This is a genomic window from Lysinibacillus sp. FSL H8-0500 (assembly GCF_038051955.1).
In the GTDB taxonomy this organism is placed as follows: Bacteria; Bacillota; Bacilli; order Bacillales_A; family Planococcaceae; genus Lysinibacillus; species Lysinibacillus macroides.
Genome location: NZ_CP150292.1, coordinates 106300 through 130726 on the forward strand (window position 1 = coordinate 106300; position 24427 = coordinate 130726).

The 24427-nt window shown below is 38.4% G+C and carries 21 protein-coding genes and 3 tRNA genes; 20 read left to right on the forward strand and 4 right to left on the reverse strand.

The annotated features are described in order from the left end of the window. Positions 1-253 precede the first annotated feature (253 nt). Positions 254-505 carry a hypothetical protein gene (locus MHB44_RS00510; RefSeq protein ID WP_053997031.1) on the reverse strand — a complete coding sequence of 84 codons (252 nt, stop codon included), beginning with the start codon at positions 503-505 and terminating at the stop codon, positions 254-256. 154 nt (positions 506-659) lie between these two features. On the opposite strand from MHB44_RS00510, the gene MHB44_RS00515 reads away from it, so the two are divergent. Further along, a complete protein-coding gene (locus MHB44_RS00515) occupies positions 660-1349 on the forward strand; it encodes an aspartate/glutamate racemase family protein (protein WP_341301151.1) in 690 nt (229 codons plus the stop codon). Positions 1350-2078: 729 nt separating this feature from the next. Here MHB44_RS00515 and MHB44_RS00520 read toward each other — a convergent pair. The 3 genes from MHB44_RS00520 to MHB44_RS00530 all read right to left on the reverse strand — a co-directional run bounded on the left by MHB44_RS00520 (position 2079) and on the right by MHB44_RS00530 (position 2317). Then, positions 2079-2150: transfer RNA gene (locus MHB44_RS00520), tRNA-Glu, on the reverse strand. A gap of 6 nt (positions 2151-2156) precedes the next feature. Next, positions 2157-2233: transfer RNA gene (locus MHB44_RS00525), tRNA-Met, on the reverse strand. Between the two features lie 9 nt (positions 2234-2242). Next, a tRNA-Gly gene (locus MHB44_RS00530) sits at positions 2243-2317 on the reverse strand. A gap of 543 nt (positions 2318-2860) precedes the next feature. On the opposite strand from MHB44_RS00530, the gene MHB44_RS00535 reads away from it, so the two are divergent. From MHB44_RS00535 to MHB44_RS00625, 19 genes are all read left to right on the forward strand, one after another. After that, complete coding sequence (locus MHB44_RS00535; protein ID WP_341301152.1) at positions 2861-5254, forward strand: SpoIIE family protein phosphatase; 2394 nt, start codon at positions 2861-2863, stop codon at positions 5252-5254. Positions 5255-5281: 27 nt separating this feature from the next. Next, positions 5282-6688: a tRNA lysidine(34) synthetase TilS gene (gene tilS / locus MHB44_RS00540; RefSeq protein WP_341301153.1), complete on the forward strand. Its 1407-nt coding sequence runs from the start codon at positions 5282-5284 to the stop codon at positions 6686-6688. A gap of 72 nt (positions 6689-6760) precedes the next feature. Further along, positions 6761-7303, forward strand: coding sequence for a hypoxanthine phosphoribosyltransferase (hpt, locus tag MHB44_RS00545; RefSeq protein ID WP_053997027.1), 543 nt, complete (start codon positions 6761-6763; stop codon positions 7301-7303). A 346-nt stretch (positions 7304-7649) separates the two neighbouring features. After that, positions 7650-9677, forward strand: coding sequence for an ATP-dependent zinc metalloprotease FtsH (gene ftsH, locus MHB44_RS00550; RefSeq protein ID WP_341301154.1), 2028 nt, complete (start codon positions 7650-7652; stop codon positions 9675-9677). A 154-nt stretch (positions 9678-9831) separates the two neighbouring features. After that, entirely contained in the window at positions 9832-10665 is an 834-nt protein-coding gene (locus tag MHB44_RS00555; RefSeq protein WP_341301155.1) for an aldo/keto reductase, read from the forward strand. Between the two features lie 131 nt (positions 10666-10796). Then, entirely contained in the window at positions 10797-11564 is a 768-nt protein-coding gene (locus MHB44_RS00560; RefSeq protein ID WP_341301156.1) for a type III pantothenate kinase, read from the forward strand. A 21-nt stretch (positions 11565-11585) separates the two neighbouring features. Then, positions 11586-12467, forward strand: coding sequence for an Hsp33 family molecular chaperone HslO (gene hslO, locus MHB44_RS00565; protein WP_341301157.1), 882 nt, complete (start codon positions 11586-11588; stop codon positions 12465-12467). Then, positions 12451-13422 carry a peptidyl-prolyl cis-trans isomerase gene (locus tag MHB44_RS00570; protein ID WP_341301158.1) on the forward strand — a complete coding sequence of 324 codons (972 nt, stop codon included), beginning with the start codon at positions 12451-12453 and terminating at the stop codon, positions 13420-13422. Before hslO ends, MHB44_RS00570 begins: the two co-directional genes overlap by 17 nt. A 244-nt stretch (positions 13423-13666) precedes the next feature. Continuing rightward, positions 13667-14596 carry a cysteine synthase A gene (gene cysK, locus MHB44_RS00575; protein WP_341301159.1) on the forward strand — a complete coding sequence of 310 codons (930 nt, stop codon included), beginning with the start codon at positions 13667-13669 and terminating at the stop codon, positions 14594-14596. Between the two features lie 194 nt (positions 14597-14790). Beyond that, positions 14791-16545 (forward strand): HAMP domain-containing methyl-accepting chemotaxis protein, encoded by a 1755-nt coding sequence (locus MHB44_RS00580; RefSeq protein ID WP_341301160.1) that lies wholly within the window; start codon positions 14791-14793, stop codon positions 16543-16545. Between the two features lie 654 nt (positions 16546-17199). Then, positions 17200-18591 (forward strand): aminodeoxychorismate synthase, component I, encoded by a 1392-nt coding sequence (pabB, locus tag MHB44_RS00585; RefSeq protein WP_341302895.1) that lies wholly within the window; start codon positions 17200-17202, stop codon positions 18589-18591. Further along, complete coding sequence (gene pabA, locus MHB44_RS00590; RefSeq protein ID WP_341301161.1) at positions 18575-19150, forward strand: aminodeoxychorismate/anthranilate synthase component II; 576 nt, start codon at positions 18575-18577, stop codon at positions 19148-19150. Before pabB ends, pabA begins: the two co-directional genes overlap by 17 nt. Before the next feature lie 5 nt (positions 19151-19155). Then, the gene (gene pabC, locus MHB44_RS00595) at positions 19156-20001 is read left to right on the forward strand and encodes an aminodeoxychorismate lyase (protein WP_341301162.1); all 846 of its coding nucleotides are present in this window, start codon (positions 19156-19158) and stop codon (positions 19999-20001) included. Further along, complete coding sequence (gene folP / locus MHB44_RS00600; protein ID WP_341301163.1) at positions 19994-20848, forward strand: dihydropteroate synthase; 855 nt, start codon at positions 19994-19996, stop codon at positions 20846-20848. Before pabC ends, folP begins: the two co-directional genes overlap by 8 nt. Then, complete coding sequence (folB, locus tag MHB44_RS00605) at positions 20848-21213, forward strand: dihydroneopterin aldolase (protein WP_341301164.1); 366 nt, start codon at positions 20848-20850, stop codon at positions 21211-21213. Before folP ends, folB begins: the two co-directional genes overlap by 1 nt. Continuing rightward, positions 21213-21719 carry a 2-amino-4-hydroxy-6-hydroxymethyldihydropteridine diphosphokinase gene (gene folK, locus MHB44_RS00610; RefSeq protein WP_341301165.1) on the forward strand — a complete coding sequence of 169 codons (507 nt, stop codon included), beginning with the start codon at positions 21213-21215 and terminating at the stop codon, positions 21717-21719. Before folB ends, folK begins: the two co-directional genes overlap by 1 nt. Positions 21720-21775: 56 nt before the next feature. Beyond that, positions 21776-22798: a tRNA dihydrouridine synthase DusB gene (gene dusB, locus MHB44_RS00615; protein ID WP_341301166.1), complete on the forward strand. Its 1023-nt coding sequence runs from the start codon at positions 21776-21778 to the stop codon at positions 22796-22798. A 97-nt stretch (positions 22799-22895) separates the two neighbouring features. Next, positions 22896-23429 (forward strand): sigma-70 family RNA polymerase sigma factor, encoded by a 534-nt coding sequence (locus tag MHB44_RS00620; protein WP_341301167.1) that lies wholly within the window; start codon positions 22896-22898, stop codon positions 23427-23429. Beyond that, positions 23422-24408, forward strand: a complete 987-nt coding sequence (locus MHB44_RS00625) for a DUF4179 domain-containing protein (protein ID WP_341301168.1) — start codon at positions 23422-23424, stop codon at positions 24406-24408. The genes MHB44_RS00620 and MHB44_RS00625 overlap by 8 nt, the downstream gene beginning before the upstream one ends. Positions 24409-24427 lie beyond the last annotated feature (19 nt).

Sequence of the window (24427 nt, forward strand, 5' to 3'; positions counted from 1 at the left end):
AGGGATTAGCTTTCTTTAAAGGCTAGTTCCTTTTTTTGCGAAAACGAGTCAGTTTACGCTGAAGTAGTGTATCAATTTTTCTAACCTTGTTTGACCAGAAGAAAGATGATTTGAAATTGTTTTGTGATGATCGTTAATTTTAGCTTTTATATCAGAAAAAGCCCTATCAGACAAAAGAGCGAGAAATCAAGGTTTATTATTGATTTCTTGCTCTTTTTTATAGTGCTTATAAATCTGTCTGTTTTGAATGTACCTACAAAGTAGACGAAGGTTTTTTCTTCTTGTTAGGTGGTGTGGTAGTTGTTTGGTGAGAAGGGGTTTTCCTCGTGCTTTCTGTTGGGTGGATGGCCATTTTTACAAGTAAAAAGACGCCATATACACTTATAGCAAGTCCACTAAGCAATAGTAGAATTTGCACAAAAAACGGCAAGCGAATAAGAATCGAAACCAGAATAATCATCGAGCCGCTTCCACAAATAAGAGCGGCTTTTGTTAATTGATTCACAAATAATAGACCTCCTGGATAGTATGAATTGTCTATATAAGTATGCCATATTTTGAGGTAATCGGCACAAAAGAAGGCATATATACTGTTTCTCTAATTATCAGAATGCTATAGTATATTTTAAAGAAAAGCCTGTTAAAGGAGGAATTTACATATGAAAACAATTGGATTGATTGGGGGTATGAGCTGGGAATCTTCAGCACAATACTACAGAATTATCAATGAAGAAGTGAAAAGAAGGTTGGGTGGGTTGCATTCAGCGCAATCTATTTTAGCAAGTGTGGATTTTGAAATGGTTGAACAGTTTCAGCAATTAGGAAAGTGGGATGAAGCAGGTGAGTTACTTGCAAAGGTTGCGAGCAATTTAGAAACAGCAGGGGCAGATTTCATCATTATTTGTACAAATACAATGCATAAGGTAGTACCAATTATCGAGAAGGCCATTACAATTCCAATTTTGCATATTGCGGATGCAACAGCCTATGAAATGAAACATCAAAAGATAAGGAAAGTTGGTTTGCTCGGCACTAAGTATACGATGGAGCAAGATTTTTATAAAGAAAAAATTCAGCAGCATCAAATAGAGGTTGTGATTCCTATCGAAGGGAGTCGTACAGAGATTAATCGTATTATCTTTGAGGAGTTATGTTTAGGAGAAATTAAGGTATCCTCTAAAGAATACTATTTGCAGGTCATCCATGAGCTTGTACAGCAGGGCGTGGAGGGGATTATTTTAGGCTGTACAGAGATTGGGCTTCTCATTAATGCGCAGGATACAGCTATTCCTTTATTTGATACAACAATTATTCATGCTACATATGCAGTAGATGTAGCATTAAAATAAAATTTTCTTGATAGAGGGAATTTTAACCTTATGAAATGATATTGTAGGTATTTTAAAAAAATAGAATAAAGAAACTTTCTTTCTACTACTAAAAAGTACAATATTGAGTTTTTTGTATAGTAATAATTCCTATTATATTCCTGTATTTGTTAGAATCATAAAGGACATTTGATGTGAGCACAGTGAATATCAGTAATGAATGTTTGATGACGCGATAAACGTATTGAATTATTTGGAAATAGAAAATTTATTTTAAAAGGGCAACGGTTGCTGTTTTTAAAGTGTCTCCCTGCTGATTGCTCACTATTTAATCCAAAGGTATGTAGTTGTAGATCAGTATAAAGTGAGCCTTCTAATAGATCGGTTTTTATCTACCTGTCTTTAAAATGATCAAACACTATGTTAAGTCAACTCCCACTATGAACTTAGTATATTTACTTCGTTTGGTTAAGTAGAGTACTTCACAAGGTAAATGTATGGTGAAAAATAACTTCTAATAATAACCAGATTATTGGAAATATGGAAAAATTAATGGATATGAAAAGTCAATTTACATTAATGGATTTAGTGTAAATTGACTTTTTCAGTGTTCTCATAATAACTTAAGAAGGATTTTTCAAGCCTTCTTTTTTATAAAATCGGAGTAGACAGTGCCATAAAAATACTGTTGTAGATAGAGATAAATAAAAAAGCCCAAAACGATGTTAATGATCGTCTCGGACTTTTGGATGACCCGTACGGGATTCGAACCCGTGTTACCGCCGTGAAAGGGCGGTGTCTTAACCACTTGACCAACGGGCCTAATAATGGTGGCGGCCGAGGGGATCGAACCCCCGACCTTACGGGTATGAACCGTACGCTCTAGCCAGCTGAGCTAGGCCGCCAATAGAAAATGGAGCGGAAGACGAGGTTCGAACTCGCGACCCCCACCTTGGCAAGGTGGTGTTCTACCACTGAACTACTTCCGCCTGTTATCTAAGCAACAAATTAAATAATACAAGCCATTGATGTTAGTGTCAAGTAGCTTTACAAAAAAATTAACTAAATTGAGGTTGTACAAAGTTTGCCACTAAAACAAGGGGATTTTATCCTAGAATTTTTTACTGTTAACATTAAGAAAAAATGTAGTGCTCCTACTACGTTCTACTATGCTTTCATACAAATAAGCCCATGTTATAGTAATGAACGTTTGGCGGATTTTTTGTTCTTGCGTAGAAATCTATCACTAGCCTCGTTCATTGCAAGAGATGTCGTAATTTTTATAAACTTTAGGCTTGGACAAGTGATTATTAAGACTGCTGCTACTTTTCGTTACACTCTAGCCTAGATAAATTATATGTCGCTGTCGCTGTGTTTTTCTCCACTGTCGCACAAATTCATATTTGCTGCCGCTTCTCGTATTTATGTATAGCTATTCGTCGAAAAATTTATATTTTTTTCTGCCACCGTCAGACAATCTTTCTATACATAATTTTTTATAATAGCCAAAAGTGCGGAAAGGGGATAGTTAAATGGCAAGTATCGAATGGTATACTACAACAAATGTAGATAACCCAAAATTAGGAATGAAAAAAAGACAAATACTCATCGGCTCTCTCTTTTTTTTAACATCCTTTTTTTTGGCACAGTCTGTTGTATTTGAAGCAGCTGTACCGTTCTCAGTGCCTTTTTGGGCTATTATTCGAACAAAATATCGAGAGTATGCCAAATTTGTGTTATTTGGTGGTTTGATAGGCTGCTTGTTCCTCGGCTTTGGACAAGTCCTTATTTTAGTATTGCAAATCCTTATGTATGAATGTATTAGACGCTTTCGTTACTGGCAGTTGCCACAAAGTATTGCTGTTTCCTTGGCTGTATTGCTGGTACAAATGGTATGGCAGGGCGTAATGTATCAGGGTTTGCCGCCGGTGCTTGTACAGTTTTATGTAGGGTGTGAAGCGGCTCTAGCTCTTATTATGACGTTGTTTATGCAAGTATTATTTGTTAACTCCTATGAGTGGTTTACGAGTCATTGGACATATGAGAAGTTAGGCTCTGGATTAGTAGTATTTGCCGCCATGCTTACGGGAATGCAGGCAGTTGTATTTAGTTATTTTTCGTTGCCTATATTTTTATTACAGCTTTTTATTTGCTTTGGCGCGTTAGTAGGAAGCGTTCCATTGGCAACGGTAATCGGTGCAGTTTTGGGGACCCTTATCGGTGTTGCAAAGCTGTCGTTTACAGGAATGCTATCTGTAGCGACTTTAACAGGATTATGTGCGGGTATGGGGGCTAAAGCAGGTAGATTTGGCGTAGCAATCGGCAGCATTTTGCCCAGTGTCTTTTTTTTATTTTATGATGCCACATTGCCGCTAGATAGTGTTTACTTTACCTCCATTGTTATTGGCAGTGTTGTTTTTTTAACCATTCCAAGGAAATATTCAGATATGGCGAGGGACAAGCTCTTTCCACAGCGCGAGGAGATTTTACTTGCAAGGCAAAATTGGTTAACTGAACATGTTACGTATAAATTAGAGCATTTTCAGCATTTTGTACAATTTATGAAGGAGCTGGTCTTTGATCGTTTTATGACAACACCCGTTGAAGCAACGAAAGAAGTGTCACCGATGAATACTTGCTTAAGTTGTTTTCGTTATGACCATTGTTGGGGAGCACAAAATAATGGGATGGACAAGCTTATGACAGATTGGTTTCATATGAAAGGTATGGGGAAGGAGTCAACTCTTCATCGTGTGGAAGAGCAAATACGCTATAAATGTGTGAAGTCTACAAAAATTTTTGAGGAGCTAGATACGGAGCTCTACCGTGAGCACATTAATGGTCAATATTTTCATGGAAAAAAAATGATCGCACTTCAGCTTCGGGATATGAGCAATCATTTAAATCAGCTAATGGCTGAGATGAAGGAGGATGCGATTTCCTTTGTGAGCGTGGAAAAGGATATTATTGAACGCTTAAAGGAAGCACATATTGAGTGCTTTCAGCTTGATGTGCTGAGCAATAAGCCTGGAGCACGAAAGATTGTTTGTGCTTTAGCACCGGCGCGGGTTGATTGGGAGGAAGAGACGACATTAGCTGAACGGATGATTTTACCGATTCTTTATGAGATTTTTGATGAGCCATTTGAAATTGAAAAGGTTGTTGCTTGTGATGTACCATTTCGACATGTCCAGATATGCTTTAGATCAGCTATTAGCTTTGAAGTAGAGTATGATATATATAGCATGTCAAAAGAAGCAACATTATACTCTGGTGATTCACATGCCCTCTTTCAATTACACCCTGGGCTCTTTGCAATCTTGCTATCAGATGGTATGGGGCAGAGCAAGGAAGCACAACATGAAAGTAGAAAGCTGATACATTTAATGCGAGAATGCCTTAATTACAATATGAATCCAGAAACAGCGATGCATACATTGCATTATGTAATGTCTTTAAAGCAGCAGAATGATATGTATGCAACGCTTGACTTTGCGCTTGTTGATTTACAGCATGGCGATTTATGGTCTTGGAAGGCTGGGGGAATGTCCACTTATATTTTACGTGGAAAAGAGATCTTAAAGGTTGAAAGTAATGCAGCGCCTGTAGGGTTTTTATCCATTTCAGCAGTTGAGGCTGAAAAAAGAAAGCTAAAAGCAGGGGATGTTATTTTAATGCATTCAGATGGTTTATTTTCCAGCGTAGCTGATTGGGATGAGCAGGAGGAGATGTTTTTAGCTTATGCACAGCAGGTCATAAGTACCACTAAAACTATTCAAGATAAGCTAACAACCATTATGCAGTCGTTCCAGGATTATTATGCTATTGAAGATGACTGTACAGTATTAATGCTGGAGGTGACACATGTTGTACCGACATGGGCTGTCTTTAGACCAGCTCAACATTCACTGAGTAAATCATCTTAATTGTATCGAAAAGGGGAGGAGAAGCGTTTGTCATTTGAATTAAAGGTCAAATCATTTATTGAAAAAGAGCGATTATTACAGCAAGACGACCATCTTCTCATCGCCGTTTCGGGAGGAATCGATTCGATGGCGTTACTGCATTATTTTGTGGACACAAAAGAGCAATGGGGCATTCAGATAGAGGCAGTACATGTCGATCATATGTTAAGAGGGGAAGCTTCTGCTGAGGATAGAGCATTTGTCCAAAAATACTGTGATAATAATGGCGTTTACTTACATGCGAGGGCGATTCCGATACCTGCAATAATGGCACAGGAAAAAGGGAATACACAGCTTATTTGCAGGAGGGAAAGATACCGATATTTTAAAGAGGTCTTACAGCAAACGAATGCGACGAAGCTTGTCACTGCACATCATGCGGATGACCAATTAGAGTCTGTGTTAATGGCGCTAACCAAAAATGCGACCATCAATAGTATGCAAGGAATACGTGCCCAACGATTTTTCGCTGGAAAAACATTAATTCGTCCATTTTTAACGGTTACAAAGTACGAAATAAGGGAATATTTACTTAGAAAAGGTTTAGATTATCGGGAAGATGCTAGCAATGCCAAGGATACTTATGTACGCAATCGCTATAGACATCATGTGGTGCCTTTATTGGAGGCAGAAAATCCACGAGTGAGTGAACAGGTAACCCATTTTACAAAGCAATTGCAGGAAGACGATGCGTTTTTAATGGCCTTAGCCCAAGATGTATTTTCTCAAATTATCGAGAGAAGTAACGAAAATACATACAGCATGAAAATTGATGCTTTTCAATTGATATCGCTTGCTTTACAAAGGAGGCTCATTTTAATACTATTAAACTATCTTTACAAAGATTCAAATACGATACAAAGTTATGCTTTAGTGACATCAATTTTAAAGCTTTGTGAGACGACAGCAGGATATGCTGAAATTCACTTGCCTGAGGATTTTTTAGCAGTTCGTCGTTACGGACAATTAACAATTCAGAAGAATAGGCCATTGGAAGGAGTAGCTTCTTCTGAGAAAAAGATAATTTCGACTGCTAATGGATGGACAACATTGACAACTGGTGAACGTTTATGCCTAGCTAAGCTAGATGATTTAACATCTGAGCTGCTGACGGATACTGCACAACTTTTTTATTTTAACGCTAGCAAACTCCACCTACCGCTCTATGTACGAACGCGCAAGGATGGAGATCGAATGCTGTTAAAAGGAATGGATCAGCCAAAACGCTTATCTCGCCTTTTTATAGATGAAAAGATTCCTTTAAATGAGCGAAATAGCTGGCCGTTACTGATTTCTCAATCTGATGAGGTAGTAGCGGTAATTGGTGTGCGGATGGGCATGTTTTTTTCAACTACCCCGCAACCAAACGATGATACAGTGCTCATCGTAGACTAAGGTCTTTGTAAAATATTTCAACATAAAATGATAGGTTGAAGATTTTTTGATACATCACGAGGAGGAATCGATATGTTACAAAATGACATCGAAAAAATTATGATTACAGAAGAACAATTGCAGGAAAGAATTGTAGAGCTAGGTGCACAATTGACAGAGGAGTACAAAGATGCATTCCCATTAGCTGTCGGTGTTCTTAAAGGGGCGATGCCTTTTATGACAGATTTAATGAAGCGCTTTGATTCTTTCATCGAGCTAGATTTTATGGATGTCTCTAGCTATGGCAATGCTACAGTGTCATCTGGTGAAGTAAAGATTTTAAAGGATTTGAATACAAGCGTTGAGGGGCGTGATGTATTAATTATTGAGGACATTATTGATAGTGGTTTAACGTTAAGCTATCTCGTAGATTTATTTAAATATCGTAAAGCAAAATCCATTAAAATTGTGACATTGCTTGATAAACCATCAGGTCGCAAAGTGAACTTAGCTGCTGACTATGTTGGCTTTGAAGTACCCGACGGCTTTGTTGTAGGTTATGGGCTAGATTATGCAGAAAAATACCGAAACCTACCTTATATTGGTATTTTAAAGCCTGAAGTTTATTCATTCTAAGTTATAAGCTACCCGTTATGAAAAAGAAAGGCCCCCGCGTAGGTCATCAATTTTTCGTGATATCAAGAAGCAAAAGCACATCTATTTTTAATAGAATGGAAATAATTGTTTTGGGATTTGCGTATTATGAATATAATTCAAAATCTTGACACAATATTCCGCTATATCAAGCTTAAGGAACAGGTACAATTACGCTGGGACGTATTAAAGATGATCTAAAAGCTGTTTGAATAACAGTAAAAAATAAACGAAACATTTTTTAAGTAGAGCTTTTCGTTGTATCCTGAAATCAGGGTATGTTAAGATTTTACTTATAATTTTTCTGTTTGTAATGAGGAGGCTGGAGATGAATCGAATATTTCGATATACCATATTCTACCTACTGATTTTCCTAGTGATTATCGGTATTTTTGGTACTTTCAATGGCGGTAATTCGCCAACGCAAGAGCTAACGTATTATGAGTTTCAAAATGCTCTCGATAATAAAGAAATAACAAGTGCTACCATTCAACCTGATAAATCCGTATACATTGTTGAAGGTACACTGAAAGGCTATGAAAAAGGTCAAAGCTTTACGGTAAATATTCCTCGCGATAATCAATCCTTAATGGACCGCATCGATGAGGCTGCTAAGGATAAGGATAGTAATATTAGCTATTTAGCAGCACCAGAAACAAGTGGATGGATTCAATTCTTCACAGGAATTATTCCTTTCATTATCATCATTTTCTTATTCTTCTTCCTAATGAGCCAATCTCAGGGTGGCGGTAATAAAGTGATGGGCTTTGGTAAAAGTAAGGCGAAACTTTATGATGATCAAAAGAAAAAAGTACGTTTTACAGATGTAGCAGGTGCTGATGAAGAAAAGGCAGAGCTTGTTGAGGTTGTAGAATTTTTAAAAGATCATCGTAAATTCACTGAAATCGGTGCACGTATTCCAAAGGGTATCTTACTTGTAGGGCCTCCAGGTACAGGTAAAACATTACTAGCACGAGCAGTAGCAGGTGAAGCTGGCGTTCCGTTCTTCTCCATTTCAGGTTCTGACTTTGTAGAAATGTTCGTCGGTGTCGGTGCATCACGTGTTCGAGACTTGTTTGAAAATGCTAAGAAAAACGCACCATGTATTATCTTTATTGATGAGATTGATGCAGTGGGTCGTCAACGTGGCGCTGGTCTTGGCGGCGGTCATGATGAGCGTGAACAAACATTGAACCAATTGCTTGTTGAAATGGATGGTTTCGGTGCAAATGAGGGAATTATTATCATTGCCGCAACAAACCGCCCAGATATTTTAGATAAGGCATTATTACGTCCAGGTCGTTTTGACCGTCAAATTACAGTAGGGCATCCTGATGTAAAAGGACGTGAAGCAATCTTAAAAGTACATGCACGCAATAAGCCATTAGCAGATACAGTTGATTTAGGAGCAGTTGCGCAACGTACTCCTGGCTTCTCAGGTGCGGATTTAGAAAACTTACTAAACGAAGCGGCGCTTGTAGCTGCTCGTAAAGGTAAACGTTCGATCAATATGACAGATATCGATGAGGCATCAGACCGCGTAATTGCAGGTCCAGCTAAAGCGAGTCGTGTGTACTCAGCAAAAGAGAAAAAACTTGTATCCTTCCATGAGGCGGGTCACGTAGTTGTTGGCCTTGAGTTAGATGAGGCTGATACTGTACACAAAGTAACGATTGTGCCACGTGGTCAAGCAGGTGGTTATGCAATTATGTTGCCAAAGGAAGAACGCTTCTTTACAACAAAACAGGAGCTTTTAGATCGCATTGCAGGGCTTCTTGGTGGCCGTGTAGCAGAGGAAATTGTTCTTGGTGAAGTATCCACTGGAGCACATAACGATTTCCAAAAGGTGACAAGTATTGCACGTGCAATGGTAACTGAATACGGCATGAGTGAAAATCTTGGGGCAATGCAATTTGGCTCAAGCCAAGGCGGTAACGTATTCCTTGGCCGTGACTTTAATTCAGACCAAAACTATTCTGATTCAATCGCTTATGAAATTGATAAAGAAATGCAAAAAATTATTGATACACAGTATGAGCGTACAAAACGTATTCTCACGGAAAATCGTGACTTGCTTGATTTAATTGCCAATACTTTAATGAAAAAAGAAACATTAAATGCACAGGAAATTGAGCATTTACGCACACATGGTGTATTACCAGAGCCAGAAGCTGTTGAAAAAATTGAGGGCAACACGCCAAAGATTGAAGCGAAGCCAACATTAGATACAATTGGTGAACCAGTTGTTGAAAAAGATTTGCTTAGCAAGGACCCAAATCCAACAGCTCTGGATTTAGCAAAAGAAGGTAAAAAATCCAACGATGCTCCAAAGGGTATCGATGAAAAACGTGATTAATAGGGCAAAGGCTGTTTACTAGTTCGGTAAACAGTCTTTTTCTTTGCCTTTTTCTATGATGAAGCAGTACGATGTATAAATGAAGGACAACTACATATGACTCTGTAGAGAGCAAATGATATTGTTAGTGAAAACAAGATAGGAGTGTTGAAGCATGGGAAATGTGACATTGAATAATGGACTGGAAATGCCTTTAGTGGGCTATGGTGTTTTTCGAGTACCTGAGGGAGATGATCTAGCAGAGGCCGTAAAGACAGCTATTACAAAGGGCTTTCGCAGTATTGATACAGCACAAGTATATCGTAATGAAGAAAGTGTTGGACGAGGTATACGTGCAGCGATTGAAGAAGGCTTAGTGACTCGTGAAGAGCTATTTATTACCTCTAAAGTTTGGAACGATGGTCTTTCCTATGAAGAAACACTAGCTGCTTATGAGAGCAGCTTAGAAAAAATAGGGCTGGATTATTTAGATTTATATTTAGTACACTGGCCTGGTATTGATGACAATTATATTGATGTATATAAGGCATTAGAAAAAATTTATCAAGATGGTCGAGTGCGCTCTATTGGTGTAAGTAATTTCCATGTACATCATTTAGAAAACCTATTAAAAGAAACCACAGTGATTCCTGTTATTAACCAAATTGAATTCCATCCACATCTAACACAAAAGGAAGTACGCGCCTACTGCAAAGACAAAGGTATTCAGGTGGAGGCATGGTCACCTTTAATGAATGGTTCCTTGCTAGAAGAGGCTTTGATTCAAGAGCTTGCTGCTAAATATGATAAAACGCCTGCACAGATTGTATTGCGTTATGATGTTCAATGTCATGTTGTAACGATTCCCAAAACAATGACCCCTACACGTATGGTTGAGAACCTAGATGTTTTTGATTTTGCTTTAACAGAGGAAGAAATGAGCCAATTAGATGCATTAAACGATGGTCGTCGTTGTGGTCCAGATCCAGAAAAATTTAATTTTAAATAATGATCAGGGGGCTGCCTAGTATAGGGAGCCCCTTTTTAAAGAAGTTGTTACTTCTTGCTATAAAAAATATGGTATTATTTTCTCAAGTGTTTTAATTCATTTTTAGGTTTACGATATGGGAGGTAGTAGGCTTGATTTTAGTGCTAGATGCAGGGAATTCAAATATTGTATTAGGTGTCTATGATGACAGCGAGCAATTAGCCTTCCATTGGCGTATGGTAACAGACCTTCATAAAACTGAGGATGAATATGCCATGCAAGTATTATCGTTTTTTCATCATGCAGGTATTTCATTTGAACAAATTACAGGTATTATTATATCCTCAGTTGTACCACCAATTATGTTTTCATTAGAGGCGATGTGTCAGAAATATTTTCAAAAAAAGCCTTTAGTCGTAGGGCCTGGTGTGAAAACAGGTTTAAATATTAAATACGACAATCCACGTGAGGTTGGCTCAGACCGTATTGTTAATGCTATAGCGGCTTTAGATTTATATAAAGCACCTTTAATTATCGTTGATTTTGGTACCGCAACAACCTATTGTTATTTGAATGAAAAGGGCGATTACATGGGTGGTGCTATTGCGCCAGGTATTACGATTTCAACGGAGGCGCTTTATACCCAGGCTGCCAGATTGCCGCGTATTGAAATATTGCGACCTACACATATTGTTGGCAAAACAACTGTTTCTGCCATGCAGGCAGGGATTTTTTATGGCTTTGTCGGGCAAGTAGAGGGTATTGTGCAGCGCATGAAAGCACAAAGTAAAGAGGAGCCATTCGTAATTGCTACAGGAGGGCTAGCTAATCTAATTGCAGGGGAAACACAGATCATTGATGTTGTGGAGCCATTTTTAACATTAAAGGGTTTGTATAAGCTATATAAACGTAATCAATAAGAAATGAGGGACATTTCATTTATGAAAGACTATTTAGTAAGAGGTTTAGGGTTTAATGGACAAGTACGCGTTTTTGCAGCTCATACAACAGAGACGGTAGGAGAAATGCAACGCCGACATGATACATGGCCTGTTGTATCAGCAGCTCTAGGCCGTTCAATGACCGCAGCTGTTATGATGGGTGCGATGTTAAAGGGTGAAGAGAAGATCACCATCAAAATCGAGGGGAATGGTCCAATCGGTCCTATGGTGATTGATAGTAATGCACATGGTGAGGTACGTGGCTTTGTCACAAATCCGCATGTTCATTTTGATTTAAATGAGCATGGGAAGCTTGACGTGCGAGCAGGGGTTGGCTCAGAGGGTGCTTTAACAGTTGTAAAAGACCTTGGCTTAAGAGATATGTTCTCTGGACAAACACCTATTGTCTCAGGTGAAATTGCTGAAGATTTTACGTATTATTTCGCTACATCTGAGCAAGTCCCTTCATCTGTTGGCTTAGGGGTTTTGGTTAACCCAGATAATACAATTCTTGCAGCTGGAGGGTTTATTCTTCAATTGATGCCAGGCTGTGATGATGAGACCATTAATGAAATTGAACAACATCTTGCTACGATAGAGCCTGTCTCAAAAATGATTGAAAAAGGCTTTACACCTGAGCAAATTTTAGAGGCTGTATTAGGAAATGGGCATCTACAAGTTTTAGATTCCATGCCGGTTGAATTCAAATGTCAATGTTCAAAAGAGCGTTTTGGTGCAGCAATTTTAGGTTTAGGAATAGCGGAAATTCGAGAAATGATTGAAGAAGATGGCAAAGCAGAGGCACAATGCCATTTTTGCTTGGAAACATACGAATTTTCTAAAGAAGAGCTAGAAGGATTTATTGATGAGCTCAACGCGTAATCGACGCCCTACACCCGCTGTAACACCAAACCAAACGCCTTTATTGCAACGCCGTTTAAAGACAAAGCCTGCTTTAGCCGTTATGGCGATTTTATTGCTAGGAAATATGATATGGTTCATCGCTTGGTTAATCCCCAATAAAGATCACGAAATTGGCAGTGACGAGCAAGTCGCTGCTATTGGCGGGGATGTTATTACACGACAAGAGTGGATGATTGCTATGGAAGAACGTTATGGTAAAGAAACACTACAAAATTTAGTGAATGAAACTGTAATGGAAAAGGCAGCCAAAGCATATAAAATTAAAGTAACGGATCAAGAGATTGACCTTGAGCTAGCATTGATGCGCTCTGCACAAGACAAATTCGATACAACTATGCAAAATCTTTCAGCACCACAGCTACGTCAAAAAATCCGTTCACAGCTAATCCTTGATAAAGTCCTGACAAAAGATGTTGTGATTAATGAAGACAAGGTTGAGCAGTACTACGAAGAGAACCAAGGATTGTATAATACAAAAACAAGCTATCGTACAAATTTTATTGAGGTAGAATCTAAAAAAGCCGCTGATGAAGCATTGAATGAGCTAAAAAATGGCTCTGATTTTTCGGTGCTGGCACGTGAAATTTCAGTAGACAGTGCTTCAGCAAGCCTAGGGGGCGATATTGGTTTCCTTACAGAAAATCAGGAAAATATTGACCCTGCCATTATCAATGCTGTGAAATCACTAAAAGCAACTGAGGTAAGTAAAGCCTATAAGTTAGATAATGGTCATTACGGAATTGTTCAGGTGCAAGAGGTATTAGAGGGGCAATCCTTTACATATGACGATGTGAAAGAACATATTAAACGTGAGCTAGCTTTAGAACAATTGCCACAATCTGTGACACCTGAAGCTTTTTGGTCTGAATTTAACGCAACATGGTATTATGGGGAATCTAAGAAAGAAAAGTAAACACAAAAAGAGTCTGCAGATTGTTGTGGGTAATAAAAGTCTAAACTAGCTTGCGAATGCTGGATATCAATGGCGGTGACTTACCCAGACAAATGATGTAGATTCTTTTTAGTATGCTTCATGGGAATTTCGATAGTATTCTGAAAATATATATTTTCTTTATTGACAATCGAATGGAAAAATTGATAAAATACAAAGTAAGTAAAACCTATAAAAATAGTAGGGATTGGGAGTGGATGAGGAAATGAGTAAATTAGCAAATTCAGTAGCAGAATTAGTGGGAAATACACCGATTGTTAAATTAAATCATGCAACAAATGAAAATGAAGGTACTGTATATGTAAAATTAGAATATTTTAATCCTGGTAGCTCAGTAAAAGACCGTTTAGCTTTAGCCATGATTGAAGCGGCTGAAAAGGATGGGACATTAAAGCCGGGTGGTACAATTATCGAGCCTACATCTGGTAATACAGGTATTGGTCTTGCAATGATTGCTGCAGCTAAAGGGTATAAAGCAATTTTAGCAATGCCAGAAACAATGAGCTTAGAGCGTCGCAACCTATTACGCGCATATGGTGCAGAGCTTGTGTTAACACCTGGTCCAGCAGGTATGAAGGGAGCTATTGCAAAGGCAGAAGAGCTAGCAAAAGAGCATGGCTATTTCTTACCACAACAATTTACAAACCCAGCGAATGCTGAAATTCACCGCTTAACAACAGGCCCTGAAATTGTTGAAGCATTTGACGGCGTAACATTAGATGCATTTGTAGCAGGGATTGGTACAGGCGGTACAATTACAGGTGCTGGCGCCGTTTTAAAAGAAAAATATCCAAATATTGAAATTATCGCTGTTGAGCCAAAAGATTCACCAGTTCTTTCTGGTGGTCAACCAGGTCCACATAAAATCCAAGGTATTGGTGCAGGCTTTGTCCCAGCCGTTTTAGATACAGAGGTATATTCTTCTGTATTCCCTGTAGAAAATGAGGTTGCTTTTGATGTAGCACGTAAAGTAGCACGTGAAGAAGGTATTTTATGTGGTATTTCATCAGGTGCAGCAATCCATGCAGCAATCGAAACAGCAAAACGCTTAGGCAAAGGCGCAAATGTCCTTGCGGTTGTACCATCAAATGGTGAACGTTACCTATCAACACCTCTTTATCAATTTGAAGACTAATAGAATAGAAGTGTCAAAGACTCCTTACTAATATTGTAAGGGGTCTTTTATTATTTTTTATCTAAATTATATAGTCTTATTATTATCCATGCTTTACAATTAAAGTGAGAATGTCTAGGTAAATATAACCAACATATAACATTAAATGGAGACCTAGAGAATGCCTATTTTGAGCGGAGGGGTGGAGATTTTAAATGAAACAAATTTCAATACGCACTAAATTAGGGGCATTGTTAATTATTCCTGTTATTATTCTGACGATTGCATTCGCAATTAGTATCATGTTTAGTAAAGATGTAAGAGATGAGCTAAAGCTATTAATTTTCGATAAAGTATATAGTGCGCAAACCAATTTAATTGAAGCAGATCGTGATTTATATCAGGCGAATTTAGCTGTTATTCATATTGTTGAAAGCGACACAGAAGAGGACTTAAAAAATAATCAGATAGACTATGAGGAAAATATAGGACAAATAACGAAGAGGGTACAAACTTCGCAACAATTATTACAAGATTCAGAGGCATATAAAACGTTGGGTCATGAGAAATCTGGAAATAATATGGAGCAAAATTTTGTAGCTTTCCAAGAGAATTTTCAACGCTGGCAAACCGAAATGACAACTATTATAAAAAAGGCTGAAACAACAGATGTAGCACAAAGAAAAGAGCTGTTTGCAGAAATCAAGGAAGCTGATCATACTTTTGCCATAGCACGTAATAATTTAGATGAATTAGAACAGTTGATTGATACAAATGCCAAACAATCCTTAGTATCATTAGACGCTATTTATAAGCAAGGCAATACATGGTTATTAGTGGGCATTTCTATTGTGATTATTATTGTTGTGGCACTAGGTGCATTTGTCGTTCGAGAGATTGTGCGGGCGATACAAGTGATTATGAACGAAACGGAAAAAATTGCACATGGCGACCTTACGGGAGAAAATATTCAGCTACATCGACGGGATGAGTTTGGTAACCTAGAGGCATCTGTGAATACGATGAAAAATAATTTACGTACATTGGTAAAATCTGTGGATAATGCGACAGATGGTGTGGTTGAATCATCAAATGTTGTCAGTGCGGCTGTTGAGGAAACAACGGTATCGATTGAAAATGTAGCTAATACACTTCAATCCATGGCGAAAAATGCTGCTCAAGGGGTCATAGATGCAGAGAGAACTAATAATCGGGTACATGAGGTATCCCAACAAATTGCATTGATGACACAATATACAACAAGTATGATCAATCAATCACAAGATGCTACAGCAGCAAGTGAAAAGGGGATGACACAGGTACAACAGCTTCGTGAAACAGCCAATGCTTCCAATCAAGTATTAGTAGATGTAAATAATGTAATAAATGAATTACTGTCAAAGGTAACGAATATTGAAGGTGTTATTGATGTCATTACAGGTATTGCCGAGCAAACGAATTTGTTAGCATTGAATGCGAGTATTGAGGCAGCTAGAGCTGGAGAACATGGCAAGGGTTTTGCTGTTGTAGCGGATGAGGTACGAAAATTAGCTGAAGCATCTGCCAATGCCACTACGAAAATACGTGATATGATACAGCTTATGTTAAATGAATCGGTGAACGCTTCTGGTGCTCTCGAACAGACATTGGATATTTCACAACGTCAAGAGGAAGTGACAATAGAAACAGAGCAAGTGTTTACAACTATTCAAAGCTCCATCGATACAATTATGAGATCGATTCATGAACTATCACAGGGGATGCAAAATATTATGCAACTACAAGGTGAAACGGCTACAGCTATTGAAAGTATGACAGCTATTACGGAGCAAACAGCTACAACAACGGATGAAGTGTCGGCTTCAGCTAACGAGCAAAGTAAAGCGATTGAAAGTGTTGCCCGTACAGCAGATGAATTACAAGTGTTGAGTAAAGAGTTACAAAGTTTGTTAAATCGTTTTTCTTATTAATCATAAATGAAGATAGACATTCACTATTTTTCTGTGAGTGTCTATTCATATTGTTTAAAAAATAGTGTCAATTCCAATGATAAAATTTAGTTTGTTCAGTTTAAACTTTTGAGTGTGAACACAATGATCCAGATATCTTTATAAAATTATTTTTTCACCCATATAATAATTAACTTTCGTTTACATCTTGATTGCCCAATCATCTTATAACTTTCATGAACATTTGAACGGCATCAATAAAAACTTATTTTCTTAGTAGAAAGAACGAATAGTTCTAATATACCCAATAAATCTTTGATAGAATGATAGTGCATCTGTAGACCTCGCTATTTGTTAGTATTCCCAACTTTAACGGATACAGGCATTTTTATTCTTTTTTGAACTGATTTTGGTATTGAGCTCTCTTTTTAGAACAAAAGAGTAAAGACGCATGGGCTGATAGATGATAGGTTTCAAGTTCCTTGTAGAAAGATATATAAGTAAAATGTTGGAGAGTTTGTGCATCAGTTAAAGGACATTCCCATGACTAGAGGAATGTCTATTTTTTTGATAAAGATGTTCACTTCTATAGGCAATTCACGTTAAGATGGAATCACATCACATGATTTAAAGGGGAATGGCAACTTGAGTACATTATTGACGAAAACAATGACAATGGATGCAGAATCTTTTTTTTATAGTTATCAGCAACAAACCAAGAATGAGCAACGACATATATTTTTAGAAAGTGGACGTGGTGGACATTTGACGATGGCTGCTTGGAATCCATTTGTTACTGCACAGTCGGTGGAAGATGGATTGTTAATTGAATGGCGTAATGGAGAGTATGAACTACTACAGGGAGAGCCGCTAGATTTATTAGAACGTTTCGTAGCCAACTATCAACTGTCTTATGATGCCAAACTTCCTGCTTTCCAAGGAGGGGCAATAGGTTTTGTCTCGTATGATTATGCGAGGAAAATTGAGGCATTACCGACTGTTGCAGTAGATGATTTACAAGTACCCGATATTTATTTCTATTTATTTGATTGCTGGGCTGTTCGAGATGTCAAAACAGATGAAGTGACATTGATGAAGCTAGTTGATAGTGAACGAAATTTAGAGGAATGGGCACAGCAGTGGCAAACAGCAGCAAAGTCTAGCTTACAAACTCGAAAATTTGAACAGACCGATGCTGTAGAAATTATCAATGATGAAAATGAGCTACATGTATCCTTTGCAGGTACAGATTTTGAAGCTGCTGTCACAAAAATTCAAGAGTACATTGCACAGGGCGATGTATTCCAAGTAAATTTATCTGTTCGTCAATCAAAGCAATTACAGGCGACACCGATGGATGTGTATGAGGCATTGCGCACATTTAATCCATCTCCATATATGGCATATATTGCAGCACCTGATTTTGCAGTTGTTTCTGGTTCGCCTGAGCTGTTAGTCAAACGTCAGGGCGAGGAGCTCTCAACACGACCGATTGCAGGTACACGACCAAGGGGGAAATCCGAAGCGGAGGATTTAGCATTGGCCCAAGAATTAATTGATAATGACAAAGAACGTGCTGAGCATGTGATGCTGGTGGACTTGGAGCGCAATGATTTAGGACGAGTATCAACGTATGGCACAGTAGAAGTGGATGAGTTTATGGTGATTGAGCGCTATTCACATGTGATGCATATTGTTTCGAATGTACGAGGAGAAATAGCGGAAGGCAAAACAAATGCTGATGTGATTCGTGCAATGTTCCCAGGTGGCACAATTACAGGTGCGCCAAAAATACGTACAATGGAAATTATTGAAGAATTAGAGCCTGTACGACGTGGTTTATATACAGGTTCAATTGGTTGGCTTGGTTTTACAGGCGATATGGAGTTTAATATTGTCATTCGTACAGCGTTTATTAAGGATGGGGTAGCACATATTCAAGCTGGTGCAGGGATTGTCATTGACTCTATTCCAGCAAGAGAGTATCAGGAATCCTTAAATAAGGCGAAGGCAATGTGGCAGGCAAAGGCAATGGCGGAGGGCAAGCAAAATGATTTTAATGATTGATAACTATGATTCATTTATTTATAACATTGTCCAATATTTGGGTGAATTTGGCCATGAAATAGTTGTGAAACGTAATGATACAATAACAATAGAGGAAATTGAGAAACTAGCTCCAGATATGATTGTGATTTCTCCAGGACCATGTAGTCCAAATGAGGCTGGTGAAAGTCTGAACATTATTAAATATTTCGCGGGAAATATTCCAATTTTAGGTGTTTGCCTTGGTCATCAGGCATTAGCACAGGTATTTGGTGGTAAGGTTATACAGGCTGAACATCTTATGCATGGAAAGACATCACCTGTACTACATGCTAAAGTAGGTTTGCATAAGGGAATGCCAAATCCATTCCAAGCAACGCGCTATCATTCTCTTATTGTAGAAAGGGCAACATTGCCAGCATGTCTCGAGGTGACAGCATGGACAGAGGAAGGCGAAATTATGGGGCTACGCCATAAAGACTACCCACTAGAGGGTGTACAATACCATCCAGAGTCTATTATGACGGAGCAAGGTAAAAAACTCTTACGTCAATTTATAGAACTGTATGTAGGGAAGTGAGATAAATGCAATGCTGGATGAATGGACAGTATATAGATGAGCAAGATTTACGAATTTCACCCTTTGACCACGGATTTTTGTATGGATTAGGATTTTTTGAAACGTTCCGAACATATGGTAGTCAAGTATTTGGCTGGGAAGCACATATGGAAAGGCTACAGCTAGCTTTATCGCAATATCGTATTCACTTAACATATAACGAGCATGAATTACTGGATGTGGTACAGCAATTAAATAAGTTGGCGGATGGACAGGATGGCTATTTTCGTCTGAATGTATCTGCTGGCGAGCATGCGATTGGGCTACAGCCAACAGAATATAGACAACCAAATATCATTATTTTTCGTAAACAATTACAGCATGTAGCTCGTGGCACAGAAAAAACAGCTCAGTGGCTTACAACACGACGCAATACACCTGAGCAGAAGGTACGGCTTAAATCACATCATTATGGCAACAACATACTTGGCCGCTTTGAAATGCCATCATTGGCACAGCAGGAAGGCTTCTTTTTAACGCAAGAAGGCTATGTTGCAGAAGGTGTAACATCAAATATATTTTGGGTGAAAAATGATATACTATATACGCCATCCTTAGAGACAGGTATTTTATCAGGAATAATTCGTGCATGGGCTATACAAAAGGCTAGGATGCTAGGGATGGATGTAAGAGAAGGCCTCTTTACACAGCAAGATGTAGAACAGAGTACAGAATGCTTTATTACTAACTCTGTACAAGAGCTTGTTCCTATTAGCAACCTAGAAGATCATTTGTTATTAGGCAATAAGGGGCCTGTTTATTCGTGTTTACATGAGGCATTTGTAAAAGAAGTGGAGTGTTTACATGCTTGAAAAATATACAACACCGTTAACGATTAATGGTATTACATTAGACTATAGAAAAGAAACATTCGTGATGGGCATTTTAAACGTTACGCCCGATTCTTTCTCGGATGGTGGAAAGTACAAAAATGTAGAGGAAGCTGTTGGACAGGCGAAAAAGATGGTGGCTGAAGGGGCTAAAATTATTGATGTCGGTGGCGAATCTACACGTCCAGGCTATAAGCGAATTTCGGATGAGGATGAAATTGCACGTGTTGTGCCTGTTATTCAAGCATTAGTGAAGGAAGTATCTGCGATTATCTCCATTGATACGTATAAGGCGAATGTAGCCCGTGCTGCTATTAAGGCGGGAGCACATATAATTAATGATATCTGGGGAGCAAAGGCGGAACCTGAAATTGCCCATGTTGCGGCTGAACTACATGTTCCGATTATTTTAATGCATAATCGTGAAAATATGGATTATGGAGCGGATTTTTGGGCAACAGCAAAGGCGGACTTAGAAGAAAGTATTGCGATTGCACAAAGGGCAGGTGTTCCTGACCAGCATATTATTTTAGACCCTGGCATTGGCTTTGCAAAAAATACTGCACATAATATCGCTATGATGCAACATTTAAATGATTTAGTAGCAATGGGGTATCCTGTCCTATTAGCTACATCACGTAAATCAATGATTGGTAATGTTTTGCGGCTACCTGTTGAAGAACGTATGGAGGGTACGAGTGCAACGATCGTTTATGGCATTGAGAAGGGCTGTCATATGATACGTGTTCATGATGTTAAGGAAATGGTACGGGCTACACATATGACAGATGTTTTAGTAGGGAAACGTATTTATAAGGAGGAAGCGTAATGGACTATATTCATTTAAAGGATATGCAATTTTATGGCTATCATGGTGTATTAGCGGCAGAAACTACGCTTGGTCAACGCTTCCGTGCCAATATTTCTCTTGCAGTTGATATGACAAAGGCAGGAGAAACCGATAATCTAGTCTATACGGTGAATTATGCTGAGGTATATGCATTATGCCGAGATATTGTAGAGGGCGTGCCTTTAAAGCTGATTGAGGCTCTTGCGGTGAAGGTAGCTAATGCAATATTAACGACCTATCCTGATAAAGTAAAGGGTGTACGTGTGGAGCTTATTAAACCAGACCCTCCAATTCATGGCTATTATAAAGAGGTATCTGTTGAGGTAACGAGAGGTGAGTTTTAATGAAGGATGTCTATTTATCGATTGGTACAAATATAGGAGAACGATATGACAATCTTCAGCAAGCAATAGCACTTTTAAAGCAGAAGGATGGCATTGAGCTTGTCCGCATTTCCTCTGTTTATGAAACGGCTGCTGTAGGCTATACAGACCAAGGAGATTTTTTAAATATTGCCGTTCACCTAAAAACAGATTTGTCCTCTGCTGAGATGCTGAGCATTTGCCAATCCATTGAACAGGAATTAGGTCGTGTGCGTGAGTTTCGATGGGGGCCTCGCATTATTGACCTTGACATCTTGCTTTACAACCATGAAAATATTGAAACAGAGCGCTTAATTGTTCCACATCCACGCATGTATGAGCGAGCATTTGTGTTAGTGCCGCTAGTTGAAATTACAGCACCACCACTTGACGAGCAACTACAGCAAGCACATCGTCTATTACAGCAGCTAGATTGTGAGGGTGTAGCTTTGTGGGAGCACTATGATAAGCCTCTAACAGTAAACTAAGCAGTATTGTATACGAATAAATAGATAAAGTAAGGCTTTAGAGGAGGACATCAACATTGAGTCAAGCAACTGAGAAGCCATTTCAAATTGGCGATATCGTAATGGACAACCGTGTTGCATTAGCGCCAATGGCTGGAATTTGTAACTCTGCTTTCCGTTTAACGGTGAAGGAATTTGGAGCAGGGCTTGTATATGCTGAAATGATTAGCGATAAAGGAATTGTTCAACGCAATGCAAAGACATTAGGTATGCTTTATATTGATGAGCGTGAAAATCCATTATCACTGCAAATTTTCGGTGGTGATAAAGAAACATTAGTAGAAGCGGCAAAATATGTAGATGAAAATACAACAGCCGATATTATTGACATTAATATGGGCTGTCCTGTCAATAAAATTATTAAATGTGAGGCAGGCGCACGTTTGCTGCTTGATCCAAATAAAGTATATGAAATGGTCGCAGCAGTAGTCGATGCCGTGAAAAAGCCTGTATCTGTGAAAATGCGTATTGGCTGGGACGATGAGCATATTTTTGCAGTTGAAAATGCACAGGCGGTAGAGCGTGCAGGCGCATCGGCAGTAGCTGTTCACGGTCGCACACGTGTACAAATGTATGAAGGGAAGGCAAACTGGGATATTATTCGCGATGTAAAGCAAAATGTTCGTATCCCTGTGTTGGGGAATGGTGATGTCGAAACCCCTCAAGATGCTAAACGTATGCTTGATACAACAGGCGTTGATGCGATAATGATTGGGCGTGCAGCGTTAGGTAATCCGTGGATGATTTATCGTACTGTTAAATATTTAGAAACAGGTGAGCTACAAGGCGAGCCATCCATACGTGAAAAAATAGACGTTTGCTTATTGCATTTTGAACGTTTAATGCAACTAAAAGGTGAAAAAATTGCCGTGCTTGAAATGCGTAGCCATGCCTCATGGTATTTAAAAGGCATCCGAGGGAATGGCAAGATTCGTAATGCCATTAACCAAGTCGAAACGAAGGAAGAACTATATATGCTATTAAATGGTGTAGTAGTGGAGTATGAAGAACAGGAAGAGCTGTTAAAAGAGAGTGTGTAATAAGGGCAGAATCATATTTTTGTGATTCTGCTTTTTTATTTTGCAACCAAACTACCTTTTCGTTCGACTTTAAAGCATAACGGAAAGGGGAGCCATAATGGATATCGTTAAATTAGTTCAAAAAGCAAAGAAGAGGGACGATGAAGCTTTTGAGCAATTGATTAGTACTGTTCGTGAAAGGCTGTATCGAACAGTTTATTCATACGTTCGAAATGAACAGGATGCATTAGATATTTACCAAGAAACAATTTATACCGCTTATATCTCTATGAAGAAATTGAAAAATGCAGAAGGTTTTGCAAGCTGGATTACAAAAATTGCAGTTTTTAAATCAATCGATTTTATTCGCAAGGAGTCGAGACATTTTACAACGGATGCCGAGGAGATGTTTGCTGTATTAATTACACCAGAAAAAGACGATGTATGTATACATTCAATGGATTTATCAGAAGCCTTTAGCTATTTAACGCCTAAGGTGAAAACAATTGTTTTATTAAGGTATTATCACGATTTGTCTATTAAAGAAATAGCCAGCATTATGGATTGTCCTGAAGGAACAGTGAAATCTTACCTAAATCGAGCGAGGAAAGAGCTTAGACCTATTTTAAAGGAGGGCTATATGCATGAATAAAGAAAAAATAAATATACCAATTGAAAAGCTTATGGAAAGAGAAAAAGTAGCAATTTTTCAAGCGAAGAAAAAAAGAAGAGTTGGAGGTACGATAAAACATACATTTTTAGTAGCATGTATACTAGGGCTCTCTATTCTCGGCTCAAGCTTTGTTTTTACAGGAATGGGGGAAGCATTGACGAATATCCCTTTAGTTGGCTCGATTTATAAGGAATTTAGAGATATTGCTGCTGATAAGATTGAACGAGATCATTTAGCAACACTTATTGATAAACAGGATAGTCAAAATGGTTTAACCATGGTGGTAAAAGAAGCAGCTTATGATGGTGCTCGTCTAATGGTATCGGTAGTCTACACAGGCAAACAGGATTTTAGTTTAGATGGATTTAGCTATATAACGATTAATGGGCAGCCGATTAAACGAGCAAATGGTAGAACGGCACAAGATGATATAGATACAAACACAATTATTGAGCATCATGAATTAACATTTGCTAATTATGATGAATATGGCGATAAAATTGACGTTGCAGTCCATGGAGAAAATCTATTTGGCTACGAAGCAGATTTAGAGGTTACCTTCCCGCTTGAGAAAATAGCTGGCGAAATTTCAGCCTTCACACCGCAAATATCAGCAAAAACATCAGATGAAATTTACACTGTAACGGCTGAAAAGGTGATATTTACCCCTTTAGCCACAAGAATTGATTTAACGATAGATTATCCCATCGAAATGGATGCAAATGATACATGGCCATGGTTTGAATATTATATAACAGATGATACGGGGCGCGTTTATGATGGATTGACATTGCAATCAGGTATGCTACCAGATCAATACGGTCACCATATGATTTTAACATTGCCACCTATGGATGTTGTTCCATCTTATTTGAAGCTCACTCCTCAAGTGACAAATCGTGAAGGGCTCAAAGAAGAAGTAAAGGAATTAGAATTGGTTGTTCCACTTTCAAAATAAAAATAACAAAAAAGGTGAA